The organism is Cytobacillus sp. (genome assembly GCF_032154635.1).
GTDB lineage: Bacteria > Bacillota > Bacilli > Bacillales > Cytobacillaceae > Cytobacillus.
This window is the reverse complement of the sequence record NZ_JALDXW010000012.1, coordinates 23,776-43,077: the sequence shown is the minus strand read 5'-3', so window position 1 is coordinate 43,077 and position 19,302 is coordinate 23,776. Positions and strand designations below refer to the sequence as shown.

15 protein-coding genes are annotated in these 19,302 nt (G+C 38.0%); all 15 read right to left on the bottom strand.

Features of this window, described 5'->3' with window-relative positions:
• Positions 1-176: 176 nt before the first annotated feature.
• Positions 177-800, bottom strand: coding sequence for a response regulator transcription factor (locus RUH74_RS10530; RefSeq protein WP_313800261.1), 624 nt, complete (start codon positions 798-800; stop codon positions 177-179).
• The gene (locus tag RUH74_RS10525) at positions 766-2,682 is read right to left on the bottom strand and encodes a sensor histidine kinase (protein ID WP_313800260.1); all 1,917 of its coding nucleotides are present in this window, start codon (positions 2,680-2,682) and stop codon (positions 766-768) included. Before RUH74_RS10525 ends, RUH74_RS10530 begins: the two co-directional genes overlap by 35 nt.
• A 422-nt stretch (positions 2,683-3,104) precedes the next feature.
• Positions 3,105-3,914 carry a CPBP family intramembrane glutamic endopeptidase gene (locus tag RUH74_RS10520; RefSeq protein ID WP_313800259.1) on the bottom strand — a complete coding sequence of 270 codons (810 nt, stop codon included), beginning with the start codon at positions 3,912-3,914 and terminating at the stop codon, positions 3,105-3,107.
• A gap of 344 nt (positions 3,915-4,258) precedes the next feature.
• Positions 4,259-5,149: an alpha/beta hydrolase gene (locus tag RUH74_RS10515; protein ID WP_313800258.1), complete on the bottom strand. Its 891-nt coding sequence runs from the start codon at positions 5,147-5,149 to the stop codon at positions 4,259-4,261.
• 382 nt (positions 5,150-5,531) lie between these two features.
• The gene (locus RUH74_RS10510; protein WP_313800257.1) at positions 5,532-6,554 is read right to left on the bottom strand and encodes a Gfo/Idh/MocA family protein; all 1,023 of its coding nucleotides are present in this window, start codon (positions 6,552-6,554) and stop codon (positions 5,532-5,534) included.
• A gap of 342 nt (positions 6,555-6,896) precedes the next feature.
• Positions 6,897-8,090, bottom strand: a complete 1,194-nt coding sequence (locus RUH74_RS10505; protein ID WP_313800256.1) for a chromate transporter — start codon at positions 8,088-8,090, stop codon at positions 6,897-6,899.
• Positions 8,087-8,416: a PadR family transcriptional regulator gene (locus RUH74_RS10500; RefSeq protein ID WP_313800255.1), complete on the bottom strand. Its 330-nt coding sequence runs from the start codon at positions 8,414-8,416 to the stop codon at positions 8,087-8,089. Before RUH74_RS10500 ends, RUH74_RS10505 begins: the two co-directional genes overlap by 4 nt.
• Positions 8,417-8,666: 250 nt before the next feature.
• Positions 8,667-9,401, bottom strand: coding sequence for a polysaccharide deacetylase family protein (locus tag RUH74_RS10495; RefSeq protein WP_313800254.1), 735 nt, complete (start codon positions 9,399-9,401; stop codon positions 8,667-8,669).
• A 177-nt stretch (positions 9,402-9,578) separates the two neighbouring features.
• Entirely contained in the window at positions 9,579-11,933 is a 2,355-nt protein-coding gene (locus tag RUH74_RS10490; protein WP_313800346.1) for a heavy metal translocating P-type ATPase, read from the bottom strand.
• Positions 11,934-12,202: 269 nt separating this feature from the next.
• Positions 12,203-12,541, bottom strand: coding sequence for an ArsR/SmtB family transcription factor (locus RUH74_RS10485; protein WP_313800253.1), 339 nt, complete (start codon positions 12,539-12,541; stop codon positions 12,203-12,205).
• A gap of 240 nt (positions 12,542-12,781) precedes the next feature.
• On the bottom strand, positions 12,782-13,591 hold the full coding sequence (locus RUH74_RS10480) for a hypothetical protein (RefSeq protein WP_313800252.1): 810 nt from the start codon (positions 13,589-13,591) through the stop codon (positions 12,782-12,784).
• Between the two features lie 235 nt (positions 13,592-13,826).
• Positions 13,827-14,198 carry a Na-translocating system protein MpsC family protein gene (locus tag RUH74_RS10475; RefSeq protein ID WP_313800251.1) on the bottom strand — a complete coding sequence of 124 codons (372 nt, stop codon included), beginning with the start codon at positions 14,196-14,198 and terminating at the stop codon, positions 13,827-13,829.
• 161 nt (positions 14,199-14,359) lie between these two features.
• Positions 14,360-14,872 (bottom strand): carbonic anhydrase, encoded by a 513-nt coding sequence (locus RUH74_RS10470; protein WP_313800250.1) that lies wholly within the window; start codon positions 14,870-14,872, stop codon positions 14,360-14,362.
• Between the two features lie 60 nt (positions 14,873-14,932).
• Positions 14,933-17,557, bottom strand: a complete 2,625-nt coding sequence (locus RUH74_RS10465; protein ID WP_313800249.1) for a DUF2309 domain-containing protein — start codon at positions 17,555-17,557, stop codon at positions 14,933-14,935.
• Positions 17,558-17,571: 14 nt separating this feature from the next.
• Positions 17,572-19,089: an NADH dehydrogenase subunit 5 gene (locus RUH74_RS10460; protein WP_313800248.1), complete on the bottom strand. Its 1,518-nt coding sequence runs from the start codon at positions 19,087-19,089 to the stop codon at positions 17,572-17,574.
• Positions 19,090-19,302: the final 213 nt, after the last annotated feature.

Here is a 19,302-nt window from a genome sequence, read left to right as displayed (position 1 = left end):
ATATCATAATTACTTTTTTCTGCATCGTTTGTTGTGTTATTTGATTGATATTTAGAAGAAGCTAGAAAGAGGGCATTTTAGGTCCGTTTGTTTTATTGTGTTTTTCACAAGAAGGTAAAAATATTTTGTAATCAGATAATAACACTGGATAATTACACCAACATCAGATGCTTGTTTTAGTCATACAAGCGTTCTAGCAATCCCATCTCATAACCTTTTGCTACGGCTCCAACCCTCGTCTTTACATCAAGCTTTCGGTTAATGGCAGCCATATGATACTCTACCGTGCGCTGGCTCATCGCTAACTCCCTGGCAATTTCCTTATTTGTCTTTTCCAGTGCGATTTGTTTTAGTACCTTCTTCTCTGTCGGTGTCAATTGGTCAGCTTTCGGTAATATAGTCATTTTCTCCGGTACAAGCCGCAGCCCAAGCATACTCTGCCGGATGGCATTTATAATTTGCGGATAGGTTGCCTGTTTAGATAAATAAGCATGAATGCCTATCTCATACGCTTTATGCACATACTCATCGTAAACATAACCTGACAGTACGATCACCTTGATTGCTCTATCGTAAGTCCTCTTTATTTCTACCGCCAAGTCGAATCCCGTCATACCTGGCATTGAAATATCGATAATGGCGACGTCCGGCTTCAGTGCACCAATCCGTTCAAGCAGCATGTGCGGTTCATTGAAGGTCCCTACGACCAGCATATCCTGCTCACGCTCCAGCCGATTCTTCAAACCTTCCATGACAAGCGGATGATCATCTAGCAGTAGCACCTTGATTGGTTGCTTCATATTTTGTTTCACCTCCCTGTTTTGGCAGCCTAATGCGGACAGTCGTTCCACTTTTAAGTCCTGAGTCAATCTCGAAATCGCCACCAAATTGGGCGATTTGACTGCTGATCGTGACAAGTCCGAATCCTTGGGAATCCGACCGAATTCCGCTCACATTTGCTGGATCGAATCCAATGCCGTCATCGCTAATTTGTCCGCAGAACCCATCATCCATTTCCCATAGCCGAATTTCTAGCTTTTGTGCTCTCGCGTGCTTGACCGTATTAGTAGCAAGTTCACGCACAATACGGAATAGCGTCATCTTGTATAACGAAGGCAACGTAACTGGCAGGTTGTTTTCCAATTTGATAGTTGGGCCGCCATTCTCCTTTACTGTGCGGGCAAGCCAAAGAAGCGCTGCATCTAGCCCTGCTTGATCAATAATGTGTGGGTATAAATGATCACACAGCATTCGAATATCGCGTTGCGTATCGTACAAACATTTCAACCAGACGGCAGTCAACTGCTTGTCACTTTGTTCGGTATCGTGTAATTCTTCTAAATCGCGTGCAAGAAAGATTAGGTTTTGCAAAACATGATCATGCAAGTAATAGGACATTCGAATCCGCTCAGCCTGCTGTGCCTCTAACATTTTGTATTCTGTGTTTTCCTTTGGGAACCCATTTTTTCTTCTCGCAAATCCGAGTAGGGCAGCGCCCATTAGTAGACGGACGGTTTCCATCCTTACTTTGTCGATTAAGCCGATCTCTTCTGGTGTAAAGGATGTATGATTCTTTTTTGAACCAAGTCCTAAATAGCCAATGACCAATCCGTCAGGCTGCACAAGATCCATCACTTTTGCGAAAACACTCAGGTCGGGTTGAAGGAAATGGGTTAACTCCCGTATCTCGACAAAAGGCCCTGTTCCATAGAAAATAGGTTCACTTCCCCGCTTCCAAACGAAGCAAAGTCCCTCAATGTCTGTCACGCTATGGACAAGTTCTGTAGGCATTCGTAATAGGTCACGGCTATTGCGATGCTCAGCGAATCTTATCGACATCTCCAAGCGCTGTCGATCCAGTCGATTTATCCGTTTTTCCCGCTGCCGTTTGAAGTTATCAAGTCCGATTCGATGCAGCCATGTCAGGCAAACGAACACGCTGCACAGTGTAAGTGTTTCTAAAGATGCACTAGAACGAATAAGCGCTGCAATTAGGATTGTTGCAAGCCCAACATACAAGCCATGAATAACTAAACTGGGAAGATAGAAGCGGATGTCAAGCAGCTTTTGTCTTGCCCACAGCCATAGAATCGAAGCTGGAAGAATAACGAGACCTGCTAATGTCATATCTGGCAACGCTATGTATTCTCCCCATAGCAGGTCAGGGAGTGCATACAGAAACAAGTAGGGAAGCAGGCCAAATGTCAACGCAGTAACAAATGTCAGCAACCGGTTTTTTTCAGCTCGATCCATCCCGCGCCAATATACGATAGCAATTACTAATATGGAAAGTAATGTACCAATCAGAGCTGTATTAAGGGCGCTTCGGGTCCACCCTGGGATGTCTCCTAGCGAGAAAACCAGTAATGCGTATACGGCGAACAAGGCAGCCAATCCCCTGTAGGCAGCCATCATTAAACCAATCCACCCTGGGACCGTACGAAACACGAAGGCAACGAAGAAGGCAAACAGCAGGTAAGGCAACCAACTTGCAACGACAGGCAACATCAGTCCAGTTAGCACGACCTCTGTCGAATAGACCGATAGCAGCGTCGCCGCCATGAATATGTTCAGTGCATAAAAGCGTCGCACCATATAGGACTCAGGCTTGTTCCGATAAGCAGCCAGTCCGATAACGAGTAGCGACAGTTCCGCAAAGGCTGCAAACAAACTCTTATACAAATCTGGCATTCCTGTGTCGATTCTTATTTCGAAGCGACTCAAACCCTCACGTTCAAATTCAAGTACTCCCAATCGCTTCAAATAAGCACGATCACCGAGCTTCATTACTTCTGGTTTTTGGCCGTCAACTGACAGAAGTCTGTCACCAATATGGACATTCTCTCTCGCTTTACCAGCCGGATCGATGGAAGCAACGACCCAGGTGCCCCCGTCTTCGCGGAACATTAAACCAGTATATGGGTTTTTTAATGTGATGGCATGAATATAGACCGCAACAAGCAGGAATAATAAGGCTGAGCCGTATACTGCCATATTATATTTGCGTGCAATTTCTGGCAAATTGCATCACCTCTCTTCGAATCTATTACTCTAAAAAATCAAAAAGTCGTTCATAAAAGCCAAGGTACATAACAAACGAGAGCTTATCGCACACCAACCAAATACATATTAATCATTCCCCATATAAAATTGACGAACAGATGCAGCAAAATAGCTCCATAAATATTTTTCCGCAACTTGACTAAAATTTCTTCCGGAATAATTACAGCTAAAGGAACGTACGCCCAGTTGATTGGGGCTTGCCACATATGATAGAACTGAAAAATAATCGCGATCCATAGCCAGTCAAGTTTAAGGCGTCCAACTTTACGCAGTAAATAACCTCGAAAATAAATTTCCTCGCCAATAAAGTTGCCAATCAAGCCAATTAGTAACAACAGCAAGGGAAAGTCCGGGTCGTAATACCCTTGATAAAATACATGCCATTCCCCCATATGGAAAGCTGGGAAGCCATTCAACCATTCAAACAACGGAGGATAAACGTATTTTACATAAGGCAACGCTAAAAACGTGAATAGAATTGTTAGAATCGGAAAGACAATCAGCAGCCCTTTCAAATCAAGTCTGGCAAAACCTAAGTATACGAGCGATTCCTTGAATGAAAGTCCGTCCTTATAACGAAGCATCAGGAAAGGAACAAGCATATGCCAGCCCGCACTCATTAGAACGAGAACATATAACTGCATATAGTGAGCTGATAAGCCGGTCCAAGCCATCATCAACTCTCGAAGCGGATAGATGAACAAATATGCAATCAGACCGGGTAATAAGCCAAGAAACAAATAGAAGGAGATTTCTTTCCTTGTCTTGGCTTCAAACTTACGCACAAAACGGACATAGTTCGGATCGGACAAATTGAAAAAATTAACAAATTTATGGTAGACCTTGGACATGACAACATTCCTCCATACAAACTTAAAATGAGTGTTAATTCTTTAGTACACTCATTGATCATAGCGGAGATTGCTGTCAACAGAATCCGTATTGGCCGTCAACTTTTAGTTTTTCCACGCATTATTTTTGCGTGTTCACGCAAAAAACTGTATCGCTCTATTGTTGTAATGCTCAAACCTCGTTCAATAAATTGCTACCAAGGTTACTACAAGTCACTCTTCATTAGTTATATATAATAAAAATTAGATTACTCCTTGTTGAACGAACGGACTGGATAGTTCAAGAAAAAAGGATGAAGTTTTCTTCATCCTCTTGTTGAGATTTTTGTTCATTTTTGTATCATTTAATCATTCTTATTTCCTTCCAGCTGTAAATGATTATAAGAATCTAGCCCTAATTGTCCCATAATCCATTGCATTCGCTCTCTATAAGCAGTATCACACCCTGTAAAAAGATGGTCTGTTTCATACCAAGCAACTTCCTTCGGTGAACTTGCAACCGTGTAATATGTTTTCGCTTGTTCTTTCGATATAAATTCGTCATTAAGACTAAATTGAAAAAACAGTGATGCAGGTGCAGCTTTTTTAATGTAATGAACTGCATCCAATGGCTCCAACTCAGTAATAAAAGTATTAAATTGTTCTCCCGATAACTGATTACGAATCAAAACAGCTAATGGGTGTTCACTTGTTTTATGCCACTTGGACACACTAGAGAACCCAGCCATAAGAACGTATGCTTTAATTCGTTCATCAACTCCAGCTAGCACTCCACCCCAAGTGGCTCCCAGGCTATGCCCTACATATACAAGTCGTTCAGAGTCAACATTTTCAAAACTTGAAAGTAGGTCTATACCCCTTTGAAGGTCTATTACAGTCTGAATGTATCCCTGAATGTCAACTACCCCCTCTACAATAAGGGTTAGTTCCTGTTCTTGAGACAAATCCTTGGGAGGAGATTTTCGCATAGAAGGTGCATCAATTAAAAGAGAAATGATCCCTTTCGAAGCCAAATCTTCAGCTTCCGATAAAAACGTCGTTCGATTCCCTTGACCAGGGTGCAAAAAAACAACTGCTGGAAAAGACTGTCCTTCTTTATTTGGAACAACTAAATAAGCAGGTATGCTCCCACCAAGTGGGCTTAAATAGGATATATCCCTGACTGTATAACCATCCTTCCTACTAATTGAAAATTCTTTGAATCCCAAAGGCAAAGATCGCTCATACTCAAACACTTATACCACTCTCCCAGGATAGTTTAATTATTTATGAATCTACAAAATTAAAATACCATAATTTACTATCTTTGTTAAACACTTATATTTCCTCTTCAACCTTCCCTCTTATCAACCAGATAGTACAGGTTAAGCATAGTACAGGTTAAGCATTTTTTATATCGATATATGATTACTGAACTCAAGATCGAACGTTTTGCCCATTGGCTTGTGTTACGATAAATTAATAAAAAAAGTGATCCTTCATCTTTGAAGAATCACTATTCGTATTTCTCTTTCAAATTTCCTAATTTATGATTTATTAAATTAATGGAAAAATGAGCGTTGTATAAATTATTTCTCAACATAAATAAAAATTGATTTAAATGATTTTACGTTCGTATTATTTTGGACTTACTTCATATGCTTTCAAGATAATTTCCATTGATTTTTTTCCTTCTTCCCCATTGATTAAAGGCTCAGTGTTGTTGTTAATGGCATCAATGAAATCTTTATAAAGCGGAGTATGGCCTTTACCATAAACATTTTCAATTTCCGCTTCTTCTTCCTCTTTGTCATAGTCTCTTTCATCTGCAAACTGCCATGTTTTAATTTCGTTAACAGCAAGTCCACCGATAACTACTGTTCCAGTTTCGCCGAAGATACTTAATGTTTCTTCTAAGTTTTTCGGATAGACAACTGCACTACCTTCGATGATACCGATCGATCCATTTTTAAACCGGATTAAAATCGCACCAAAGTCCTCCATCTCGATGTCTCGCAGGAAGGTTTCCCTTTCAGCATGAATACGCTCTACCTCAGAACCCATCATCCATTGAAGAAGGTCAATGTTATGTATACACTGGTTCATAAGTGTTCCGCCATCTAGTTCAGTAGTTCCACGCCATGGAGCCTGCTTGTAATAATTGTTATCTCGAGTCCAAAGTATCCGAGCTGTTCCATTCATAATTCTTCCGAAACGACCTTCTTCGATCGCTCTTCTTAGCTTTTGAATTGGAGGATTAAATCTATTTTGGTGAGATACACAAATTTTTAGACCCTTCTCTCTACCTAATGCGATCATATGATCAGCATCTTCTACAGAGAGTGCCATTGGCTTTTCAATCAATACATGTGTTCCGTAATTCATGCAATCTATAGCATGCTTTGCATGGTAACCGCTTTCTGTTGCGATCGTAACTACATCAATGTCTTCGTTCTCTAGCATTTTCATATAGTCTGTGTAAATCTTCACATTCGCATTTGGAAAAACCCTTTCATATTGATTTTTTCTTTCTATAGCTTTTTCCTCTACGATATCACATGTGGCTACCAATATCGCATCATGTTCGTTATTTATTAACGCTTCCACATGCTTATAAGAAATTCTTCCGCAGCCTACAATTGCGAATTTTATTTTCGACATTTTTATCACCTCTGTAATAACTCTATAATAACTCATTTTTTTATTTTTTACAGTAATAAGGTTATGATATTAGAAACATATTATAATATAGGTATGATCTTATGATGACTAAAAAATACAACCAAGGGATTGCCCCCTTGGTCAATTTTATTTATTATTCACGAGTTTCAGCAAAGCTTAATTCTTTCGCCGCCTTCATAACGAACATGTTGGAAGAATCTGCTTTTTGCTGGATCATTAAAGCTTCAATGTTTCCTTTTGACGTGAGGATCGATCAAAGAAATCGTATGAAACTTTACGAAATTATATTAAATAAAAGATTACCATAAGAGTAGTTTCCGTTTAAATGAATGATAGGAGTAATCCTCCAATTGCACCAACTAACACAATAATCCAAGGAGGAAGTTTCCAATATACCAGCATACTGAATAATATTGCGGCAAATGCAAAATCAATAGGTGCTAGGATAGAGCTAGTCCAAATAGGATGATAGAAGGCAGAAATTAATATCCCTATTACAGCTGCATTTACACCCATCAATGCTCCATTAATTTTTGGATTTCGGCGTAATAAGCTCCAAAATGGAAGTGTGCCGTAAATAAGTAAAAATGCGGGTAAAAATATAGCTACTGTAGCTAAAAGTCCACCTTGCCAGCCGTTCATTACTGCACCAAGATAAGCAGCAAATGTAAATAATGGTCCGGGCACTGCTTGTGCAGCTCCATAACCAGCTAAGAAAGCTTCTTCACTTAGCCAGCCTGTTGGTACAAATTCACGTTCTAGTAATGGCAATACGACATGACCTCCACCAAAGACAAGAGAACCAGAACGATAAAAACTATCAAACATTGCAATCCAGTTTAGTGCAGTCATCTCTCTGACTATTGGCAAAAATATCAATAAGCCAAAAAATAAGGCTAAACATATTACTGCAAAGGTTTTTGAAATAGGAACATGTATTTCTGACTCTTCTATATCATTCTGTTGTCTATATAAAAGATAACCTAAGAACGCAGCAATAAGAATAATACTAACCTGAGTGAATGCTGTTTGCCATAAAAGAGTAGCTACTAAGGCTAGTAAAGCTAATGTTTTTCTCTTTAAGTCAGGAGTTAGCTTTTGTGCCATTCCTAAAATAGCATGTGCAACTACAACAACTGCTACTATTTTTAGTCCATGTATCCACCCTGAATCTGCTACGTCTAAGCCCTTAAGAAGCAAGGCGAAAATGATAAGTGCTATAACCGATGGAAGTGTAAATCCAATGAATGAAATTATTCCCCCTAAAACTCCTGCGCGCATAACTCCAATCCCTATTCCAACTTGACTACTTGCTGGCCCAGGCAGGAATTGACATAGAGCAACTAAATCAGCATAGCTTTTTTCATCCATCCATTTCCTTCTACGGATATATTCATTATGAAAGTAGCCTAAATGGGCAACTGGCCCACCAAATGAAGCTAATCCTAGTCTTGTAGAAACAAGCAGGAGTTCTAAAAGAGCACTAAATCCTCTAATATCTTTATTTTTTTTCACTTGTATCCTCCTCTTGGTTCGTCTGTTATTTCTTTAAAAAGCTCATAAGCTTTTTTTCTAGCTTCAACTAGTATCTCATCCCCTTTTTCAGTAATGCTGTAGTATTTTCTGACTTTCCCTTCTACTTTGCAATCTTTTCTTATCAATAGTCCATCGGTCTCCATCGAATGTAAGATAGGATATAAAGTACCCGAACTAATATTGTAACCATGTTCCTTAAGCTCATTGACCATCCATACACCGTAAATTGGATGTTCCTTAGCATGATGTAGGATATGAATGTGAATAAACCCTAGAAACAGCTTCCTAAGTACTTTATCTTCCAAAATAATCATCTCCAATATAAAATCGCATTTGATATCGAAATTCGATAACGAAAGTCTATAATAAAAAATTTATGTTTTCAATAAGTACCTTTTAAACTTTACAATATCTTTACATTCCTTATAGTGAAATTAATAGTACTTCCCCCAAGACAATAATCTGACAACCTCTAAGGATCCTTAACTTAATCCTGATTAACCACTTTCCGTAGGACCTAAAAGAAAAAACGATTACCTAGAAAAGTAACCGCCATCATTCCCCATTAACGATCTTTGCAAATTCATCAAGAGTAGTTGAATACTTGATATAGATGCGTGGTAAAAGATAGAACTCGTCCTTGATGCCCTTCTCAGTAAATAGTTCGGGAGTTGTCGTAAGACCAAATATGTAGTATTTTTTTGTTTCTGCTATGACCTTGCTATTAACATTTCCGTATGGATATGCAAGAGCATTTACTGGTTTTCCTGTTATTTTTTGAATTTTATCTTTAGACCCTTTCAGCTCATATTCAAAATTTTTTATTTTTGTCAAATCAGGATGTGTAGCAGTATGAGACTGAATGGAGATAATCCCCGAATCAGCCATGATTTTTATATCCGATTTCGATAAACGGTTTGAGCGACCAATAAAATCAGAAATAATAAAAATAGTACCAGTTGGTTTAAAATGTTCGTTTTTCAGCTTTTGAAAGATGCTAAATGCATTTAAATTGTTTTTGTACCCATCATCAAAGGTAATAAAAATGGGTTTGTTTACTTGATATATGTCTTGCCACCGATCAAAAGTTAATAATGTATAGCCTTGGTCTCTTAGATAAATCATTTGTTTCTCGAAATTCTTTGGTGTTACGTATAATTCCCTCGAACCCTGCCCTTTAAATTCGTCAATCGAATGATAGATTAAAATAGGTATTTTACGTTGAGCGAAAGCTTGTGATGGAAGAAATAAAATAAGAAGACATAGGTAAAACATTGCAGCTCTTTTCATAAAACTCCTCGCTTTTAATTATTTTGCAATATATTGTTCCTCAAAAAGCATAGGATTATTATGATTTCTTCAATAGTATATTCCATTTACCATTGATCAATTGTAACTTGATAATCTCTAATATAGTAGAAAAAGGCAGCTGCATAGCTGCCTTTTTCTACTAAGAACTGTCATGTTTTAAGATAAACGATCAACTTTTAGTACACGCATGGCATTTAGTACTGCGATTAAGGTTACACCGACATCGGAAATAATGGCTTCCCACATGGTTGCAAGACCATATGCACCTAATACTAAGACGACCCCTTTGATACAAAGGGAAAATAGTATATTTTGCCAAACAATTCTACGGGTACGTTTTGCGATTTTAATAGCTGTGACAATTTTTGAAGGCTCATCAGTCATAATGACAACATCTGCAGCTTCAATGGCTGCATCTGAACCTAGCCCCCCCATTGCTATACCAATATCCGCTCTTGCCAAAACTGGTGTATCGTTAATCCCATCACCGACAAATATAAACTTCTCATTTTTCAGTTTATAGCGATCAAGCCGTTCAACTTGCTCCACTTTTTCATGCGGGAGCAATTCGGCACAAACTTCATCTAGACCTAATGTGTGGCCGACTCTCTCTCCTACCCGTTTCGCATCACCAGTTAGCATGACTGTCTTTTTTATTCCTAATGCTTTTAATCCATCAATCGCCTTTTTAGAATCTTCCTTTACCTCATCTGCAATAACAATAAAACCAGCATATTTTTCGTCTACTGCCAGATGAACCATGGTTCCGATGACATCTTCATCGTTAAAAGAAATACCTTCTTTTTTCATTAACTTTTTGTTTCCGGCTAGAATGGTTCTTCCGTTAACTTTAATTTTTATTCCATGACCGGCGATTTCATCATATTGGTCAATTTCTTCCTTATTAACCTCTTTGCCATATGCAGCTAAAATAGATTGAGCAATGGGATGGTTTGAATAGCTTTCAGCAAGCGCTGCATATTCCAACAAACTTTCCTTTGTTATATCCCCTTCTGGAGAAATATCTGTCACTTTAAAAACACCTTTTGTTAATGTTCCTGTTTTATCAAATACAACATATTTCACACTATTTAAAGCTTCTAAATAATTGCTGCCTTTTACAAGAATTCCGCTTTTTGACGCACCGCCAATTCCGCCAAAAAATCCAAGCGGAATAGAAACAACTAGTGCACACGGACATGAGATAACTAAGAATACAAGCGCTCGATAGATCCAGTCAGAAAATAATGCCCCCTCCATTACTAGTGGCGGAATGATAGCAAGCAAAGCCGCAATCATAACCACAACAGGAGTGTAGTAGCGGGCAAATTTGGTAATAAAGTTTTCTGTTGGGGCTTTCCGGCTGCTGGCGTTTTGCACTAAGTCAAGAATTTTGGCAACGGTTGATTCACTATACGCCTTAGTAACTTGAATAGATAAAACACCGTTTGAATTCACAAAGCCGCTTAAAACATCGCTGCCTGCTTCCACTTCTCTTGGAACTGATTCACCTGTTAAAGCCGAAGTATCAACCATAGAATTTCCTTCAATAACTATCCCATCAAGCGGTATTTTCTCCCCAGGTTTTACAATAATAAGATCGCCGACATGAACTTCCTCTGGTGATACTTTCTTCGTTTCATTCCCAACTTTTAAGGTAGCATACGCTGGGCGGATATCCATTAATTCGCTAATTGATTTTCGTGAACGATTAACGGCAATGCTTTGAAATAATTCACCAACCTGATAAAATAGCATCACTGCAATGCCTTCAGGATATTGCCCGATAGCAAATGCCCCAATTGTTGCAATAGACATTAAGAAATTTTCATCAAATAATTGACCGCGAGCAATATTTTTCGCTGCTCTTAGTAAAATATCACCACCAACTAATAAGTAAGAAATTAAAAAGATCGGAATTTCAATAGCCGTGCCCAGATTAAAAATTAATGCGATCGCTCCTAAAATGAAACCTGCTGAAAGCCTAGCAATCAACTTCTTCAAGCCTAAGCCTTGTTTTTCGTCAGCAATCGAAATTTGCTCTAGTACAACTTCAATATTTGGTTCAATCTTTGGAATACTAGTAGATACTTCACTTATGATTTTTTGAAGTGTATTGGAACTTGGCGCTTCAATCATAAGCTTTTTTGAAACAAAATCTACAGATGCTGCTGTCACTCCGTCCATGTTATTTACGTGCTTTTCAACTTTTGCCGCACAGTTAGCGCAATCAAGACCTTTTAAATATACTATCTGTTTTGCACCGGAACTATTTGCTTTATCATTAATCCGGATATCTGGTTCTAATTTATTAATTAGCTGCTTTGCCTCATCAACAATTGACTCGTTTTTTGTACTTGCCGTTTCCATTATCAATGTTTTTGTTACAAAATTAACTGAACATGCCTCAACTCCGTTAATTCTCTTGACATTGTTTTCAATTTTAGCTGCACATGAGGCACAATCAAGACCTTCAAGTACAAGTTCTTTTCTTGCTGCTTTTACTCCCATCTCATCACCTGGATTCTTGGTATTTTTCACTTCCCAAACACGTATAAGTATATACATATGAACATTTATACATATATATAGTATTAATATGCTCACCACCATGATGTGTGCCTTAGGTATAAGTACTTTCATTTAAATATGAATATATGCTCATATAAGAATTATAAACTCCACCTAGATTTCTGTCAATTTCAAATTTTATTTCTTATTACCTTTTAAAAAAATAACCATAAAAAAGAAGCTTGTGAGTATAAGCTCCTACAAAAATATTAATGATGTCTTGCATGGTCTATCGTTTGCTTTAGAATATCCATAACATGGTCATCATCACATGAATAGATCATGGTCGTTCCTTCACGGCGATATTTAACTAACCTCAAGTTTTTTAAAAATCTCAATTGATGTGAAACAGTAGATTGGAGCAGGTGCAAGTTTTCAGCGATTTCATTTACAGAATGCTGTTTTTGAGATAATAAATAGAGAATTCTAATCCTTGTTGGGTCTGATAATGCCTTAAAGGTTTGCGACACAATGAATAGTGTTTCTTCGTCCAAAGAACTCTCTTGTTCATTTAAATTGCTTACATCTTGTTCTTCTTTATTTTCCATATGTCACCTCGAATTAAATCCATCTCATTCTTTATTATAACACGGATAATCTGGCCGCTACTTGGCAACAAGGTCGGTTCCAATTTGTTTAACCAAGGATACCACAATTCTTTAAATGTCTCATCCTCAGTATTTTTGCCCTTCATATAAATATATATATCCTCTTATTGCATAAATCCGCTTCTTTACTTCAAAATAAGCAAAGACTATTCTCCTTCTTGAAGAATAGCAGCCATTACTTTAAGTAGATATGAATGTTTTTCTTTGAATTTCTAACAGTGGAGGAAATCCTGCACGGGACCAAAGCCATAACGGTGTATGGACATCAATTGGTGCTAATCCTGTTCCTTTAAGTGCAGTCTCCCAAGCACTTGCGACAACTTTTCTATCCTCTGCTCCACCGTTTAATACTTCTTCAGAACATAAACCTAATCTAACCGTTGCCTTCAAGATATGAGTATCTGGTGCTATTGTGATAAGTTCACGAGAACTCCAAGAAATATTGGTATAACTTTCTAAAACATAGAGCCAGTAATTAAAAATTTTTGGTCCAGATAAATAAGGGAATTCTGCTTTTCGAGTAACTTGTATTATTTCTTTTAAAGGGAAAATATCATATTGAACAGATTCAATAAGACCTTGTACATTTCCTTTTTTTGAAGAATTCACTACTCCTCTTGCTACTCGTTGCCAAATTTCTGGATGTCGATTAGGTTGTAATCCTACACGATGCAGAAGTAATGTCTCTCGTAAAATATGTATTTCACTATTAGCAGCAACTTTCGTGTTGAAAATCCACTTTGTTTCTTTATCTTGATAGGCTTTTAGTACTGCTTCCCACAATTTATAGGAATTTCTTTGATAGTTTAAAGCCATACCCAATGTTAAAACATCCATTAAATCATCTTCTTTAACAACACCCATCAGAATATCTTCTGGCATTACTTCTCCGCCAAGCAATCCGACAGAATGCATATTTATCAATAATTTTACATTTTTTAAAAGCTCTTCTCTTATCATTAAAATTCCCCCATAATGTGTATCTGACACTTATTCAACTCCTCTCCTCTTTACTTCAATAAGAAAAGGCTATTCTCCTCCTTAAAGAATAGCACCTAGTAAAGGAACATAGTAAAATTAATTCATTTTGTTTCTTCAATTCAGTAAAAGGGTAAGTTGTGTCGTTTCTTCTAGACACTAACTTACCCTTTTACTATAGAGAATTTTGATAAACATTTCCTTGCATTTCCAAATCTTTATTTATGTGTATTTATACTAATTTGTATTATGTCAAAAAAAGAGATTTCTCAATATCATTGAATAATTTAAATACCATCACTCGTTCTCCCGTACGAGAGCTAATATCAGTATGAAAACTCTTTACTTTTTCTCCAGTTATAGTTAAAACAATTTTCTTAAGATCTTCTATTCCTGACTCAACTAATTCCGAACGAGTTTTCTTTATAGTTAGTAGTCCCTCTTTTGTTTCACAAACGGTATATTCAGCTGGTGTTAAAATCCCTTGTAAATTTACAATGATCATATCGCGTAGTATATCTGTTTTAACAGATATAGACCCCCGCCCAAGAAAGTCCTTTTCCCATTGAGTAATTGCCTTACTTATCTCAGATTCATAAGAACCTTTAGATATTTTCATATATATACATCTCCTATAAAACAAAAAAATAGATCATTTCTTATGTTTTTGTATATTTCTAAAACGATATTCATCAGTTTTTCTAGTGAAAATTTTGTTTATACAATATGAGGCTTTTTTCATTTATATTTAAGTTTTAAGATCCAAGAAAGAAATGATCATCAACTAAGGTTTGAAGCTGTTTTAATAGCAGGAACCTCAATAATTGAAGGAGAGCCATCCTTTTTATTAACGATTAGTCCTCGAACATTAACATTTGAGGGCACTAATGGATGATGATGAATAGTATGCACACATTTTTCGATAGGATCATTTTCTTTTCCATTTAACCATTCAATGACCGTATCATTTGAAAATTCAGGTCTATTATTTTGAAAAAGATAATCCAATGTTTGTATTTTTTCTTTCATTGAATCGAGCTGATTAAATAGATTAACTGAGGCAGCCCCCTTGTTCTCTGTGCCTACAACAAAAATCTCTTCAACATTTTCCTGATAAATAGCAATGATAATAGCTCTCATTATATCACCATATGGATGCGAGATTACAGGACCATAGCATTGTATAGTCAGCATGTTCTCTGGTCGAATACTCGTCACTTTTTGTAAAATAGACTCTAACTCATTATCCATGTCCATTAGAAATAATGCTTTTTGATTAGTATCAACATTCATAATGTACACTCCTTCTTTATATTTATAACTTGTTGTTTAAGCAGCATATTATTAATAACATTACCAGTTTATCCAATGTCCTTGTGGATCCACACTAGCAAGACGTACCCATCCATTTTGAACTTTATCTCGAAAAGCAGAATCATTATTTAATAACCGTTCTATATATTCGCTGGGTGCTTGGATGACAATCAGTAATCGAAGCGGGGAATGATAAGCCTCGTGATCTGACTCCATAACGGATTGCCATGGGAGTCCCGCTAACAAGTCACTAGCATTCCCCTGCATAACACCGAGACCTGCTGTAACGGTTTGAGTTGCTTTATTTCCACTACCATAATAATGGGGCGCTACCGTTGAAGCATAATATTGTAAATTAATCCATTGGGTCACCGTACCTGGCCCTGCAATAATATTAGCTAGGAGCCCCCCACTTTCATCTTGCCTCCAATCATAATTATGAAGGAAGGCTCTACCTTCCAAGTCACAATCTTGCGTTAGTTCACGTTTGCCGATAATAAAAGAGGCATTGCGAGCTAATCCCCATTCCGGACGTATTTCACTCCAATCTTCCGCAAATCGGTGTGCCTCAGCCTTCGGTTTATTAAATTTTGATCGGATATTCGGTAAATGGGCTAGACGCTGTGCACATGTGTTATGGCTCACTCTAGGCATAATGGCTTCGATACGGTCAAGCGCTTCTTGTGCAGCTTCGGAAAGTTCAGGAACATAAATCCAGTGTAATTCATCTACCGTTGTGTTATGCTCAGCAGCTACGAAAACGGTGCCCTCAGGAATATCAATTCCTTCAGAAGAAAGCTGTTCCCGTACTTCTGGAAGGTTACATAATGCTGCCAAAACTCGTGCATTGAATCCACCAGCTGCACCACCGCAAGCACCGCAGTCGAGAGCAGCAGCATAAGGATTATTTGTACTTTGACTGCCATGTCCGCATATTACGACTAAAGGTGCGAAATTCTCTGTTATTCCCATCAACTTTAGAGCTGTGCGGGCATAATCCGCTTTTTCTTTATCAGAAAATCCAACAGGTATCATCTCTTCCTTGGAATGATCATGATTTAGTAAGAGCTTTGTAGTAGGTTTACGTAACCAAGTTTCACGAAGGTTATGAATAAAACGATTTGTTCCTCTTGGTACAAAGCTGCGTGCGACCATATGGAGACTTAGCCAAGGTCCACTTATCTCAGGTAAAAGTAAACTTGCAAGTACATTCTGTTTCATCATTTTAAATGTATAGCTTAAAGATTTGACTGCCTGCTTACGTTGTTGAAATGATTTGCGTTTATTTTCATCAGCAGTCTCTTTTATTTTGTGCTGAGGTTTTAGCATAATCGGCAACGAACAATGACTATGAGTACTACCGAGTTCACTAGTTGCAATCGGTAAGCCAAAGAAACCGGCTACACCTATCGTTTCAAACGGACCTTCTTTTTCAAGTTGGCGACGAAAGGGCTCCGATCTTACATCAATGCAGAATGCTAATTGAGCTAAAACAGTTTTTCTTTCCTGGAGCTTAGATTGTTTAGAGATAATCTTCTGACTTAATCGATGTGTGTGTGTTTGTTCCCATGCTTCTAACCAAAGTTTCCTGCGAAGCATTTCATCAAATCTGTAGGCAAATGATAAATACTCGTTTTGTTCAGCAGCTGACATCTGTGACCATTCACCGATTGTAAGGTCCCCCCAATGGATCCAAGATGCTAAAAGTGATGAAATCGAAACCTTTTTCCCAGACCATTTCTTAGTCAAAGGGACATATGGCTTTATAAAAGCCCACTCCATAGAAATACGAACTGCTAAGTATTCTGTTAGGAGAGCATGCTCATGACTCGAATGTCTGGAACGCCAAAGCATCATGCCTGCCCACCCAGGTAAGGAAAGTAAATGACCTTCAAAATAAGCCTGTATTTCTGATTCAGGGATTTCTAGTAAGAATAACGCTTCTTTTAAAGCCATATGTGCCTCTTTTGGCCAGCCTTTTAAACTTTCACGCTGTTTTTTACTTAGTGCCGGATCAAATTGAATGAGTCGCTGCCAAGCTTGATAGAAGCCTTTTTCTCGATTTGGCATGGTCCAACCTGCCTGAGAGTCATCAAGATATAATTTACACCACTTGATGACATGATGATTGAGAAGATTGATTAGCCTTTCACCCTCTTGATTTGCTATATGTGAACTTATTGGTTGCATGGAAGAATTCTCAATACGATCGGTGTTCAGTCCACGATATTCATCTGCCAATTTCTTCAGTTTACGTGATGATAAAAGGGTAGTTGGTAATGGATCTAATTCTAATGCAGCATGACAAAAACGCTCTGCCACGTCCCGAGGGATGCTAAAGGCATGTGTATCAAGCCAACGCTGTAAACTCATTTTTACGAATGTATAATCAATCTCCCCTTTATTCTTTGCTGAAAGGATGATAGAAGCACTAGGATAAATATCAACATCATGAGTATCCTTTAACCAACCTGCAACCTGGTCAAAAGATTGCTTTTCAAGCCCCATCCACGGATTACGTGCAGCAAATGTAGAAATTGGCCATAGTGGTGCAATCACTTGGCTAGCAGATTCAATTAAAGCATCAATATCACTTTCCAGAAAATCGACATTTGTATCTTTCTCTTTTAATTTTTCTTTTGTTAATACGGATGTTACGCTCATCACTAATTACCTCCTTATGAATTATATTGTTTAAGGTAGTTTGGATGACTCTCAACGGATTTTGATTTAGCTTCGCCTAATCGTACTAACCAAAGATAGAGTACTGCGAACGAAACAGAAGAACGATTACGAGCAGCCCACGTACCTATAGCACTACCAAATAGTAAGAGACCTACGACAATGATGACAATTGACGTTGGAGGCTGAACACTCTGATTTAAGCTTGTATGCAACCACTCAAAGAAAAGGTTATGAACAATAAAGTAAACGATTGCGGCTCCTCCTAGAAACAATAAGCCAGCCATTCGACCAATTCTCCCTTCCCCAAAAGCGATGAGCTGTGTCCAAGAAACGGACAATGACCATCCTAAAATTAACGCACTAATCAATTGATACCCCTCTCCAGGAGCTTTGAGCCAAAAAGCGGCACCTACGACTAGACCTAACATCCTGCCAGTCACGATCCACAAAAAGGATGACCTTTCATTAACGCGAGTAGAAACTTCGAAACGACGAACTGCGGAACCAGCCTGTAAAAACAGCGTAGCTTTGAACAAGCCATGTAAAATAAGATGAATGATAGCTGCTGCGTACGCGCCTAATGCACATTGGATTAGCATAAACCCCATTTGTCCAATCGTGGAGCCTACTAACTGACGCTTGTAGTCAACGTGGACTAAACCAATCCCAGTCCCAAGCAATACTGAAATGCTTGCAAGAATAAGTAAGATAATCGATGCGATATCACCATTAAAAAGTGGTGAAAACCGTGCCAGCATTATCCCTCCTGCATTTACTAAACCTGCATGCATAATCGCAGAAACAGGGGTCGGAGCAACAACAGATTCAATTAACCATCTTTGGAAAGGCCATTGAGCAGCTGGAATGATCACTGCTAATACAATCAATAAATTTATCCCTGTTCTTTCCCATGATCCAAGTTGAACTAAATATTCATTTGTTAGAGCGAATGATAACTGCCATTGACCTGTGACTTGAAAAAGCCAAATCACCACGAGTAATAATGAAAACCAACTTAATGTAAATAGGCGAGCAGAAACCTTGGATGCCTCACGTGCAGGTTTCCATCCGCGGTTTATTCTTAATAGTAAGGCTAAACCGGTGAGAGTTGCTCCCCAAAATATAATCAACAAGCGGAGATCATCACTTAACCATGCCATTGAAGCAGCACCTGTAGTGAAGGTGAAAAGTATAAAGTATTTTCGATACGAACGATCTCCCAATAAATAACGGACAGAAAAACGCTGAATGATTAAACCAATTGCAAGAACAAAGAAAACGATTAACCAAGCTAAGGAGTCTAAGTGCCATGGACCAATATTTCCATTTACATTGGAATTAAGAAAGGCTATTAAAGAAACCAAAGGAGGTAAAGCTACGATCCAAATATGAATTCGAACAAAACTTAAGGGTATTCGCGGGTGTAAAAACAATAGTCCACTTAACCCAGAAGCAAAAAGCATAATAAAAAATAAAGTTAACAATGATGACAAACTCAGTGAAACTAACATTTAAAATTCTCCCTTTTTCAAAATACATAACGGACAAAAAATCCTTATCAATAAAAAAACCGACAACTTTCAATTATTCAATGATGATCTTAAATCATTGAACCTTGAAAATTGTCGGCTTCACTTCAACTAACTTCAGCGAAGTTTTTTGAAGAGCTACCTTTTATAAGTTATTTTACTTACTGTTTTAACTTCCATTTATGCAAAACATCG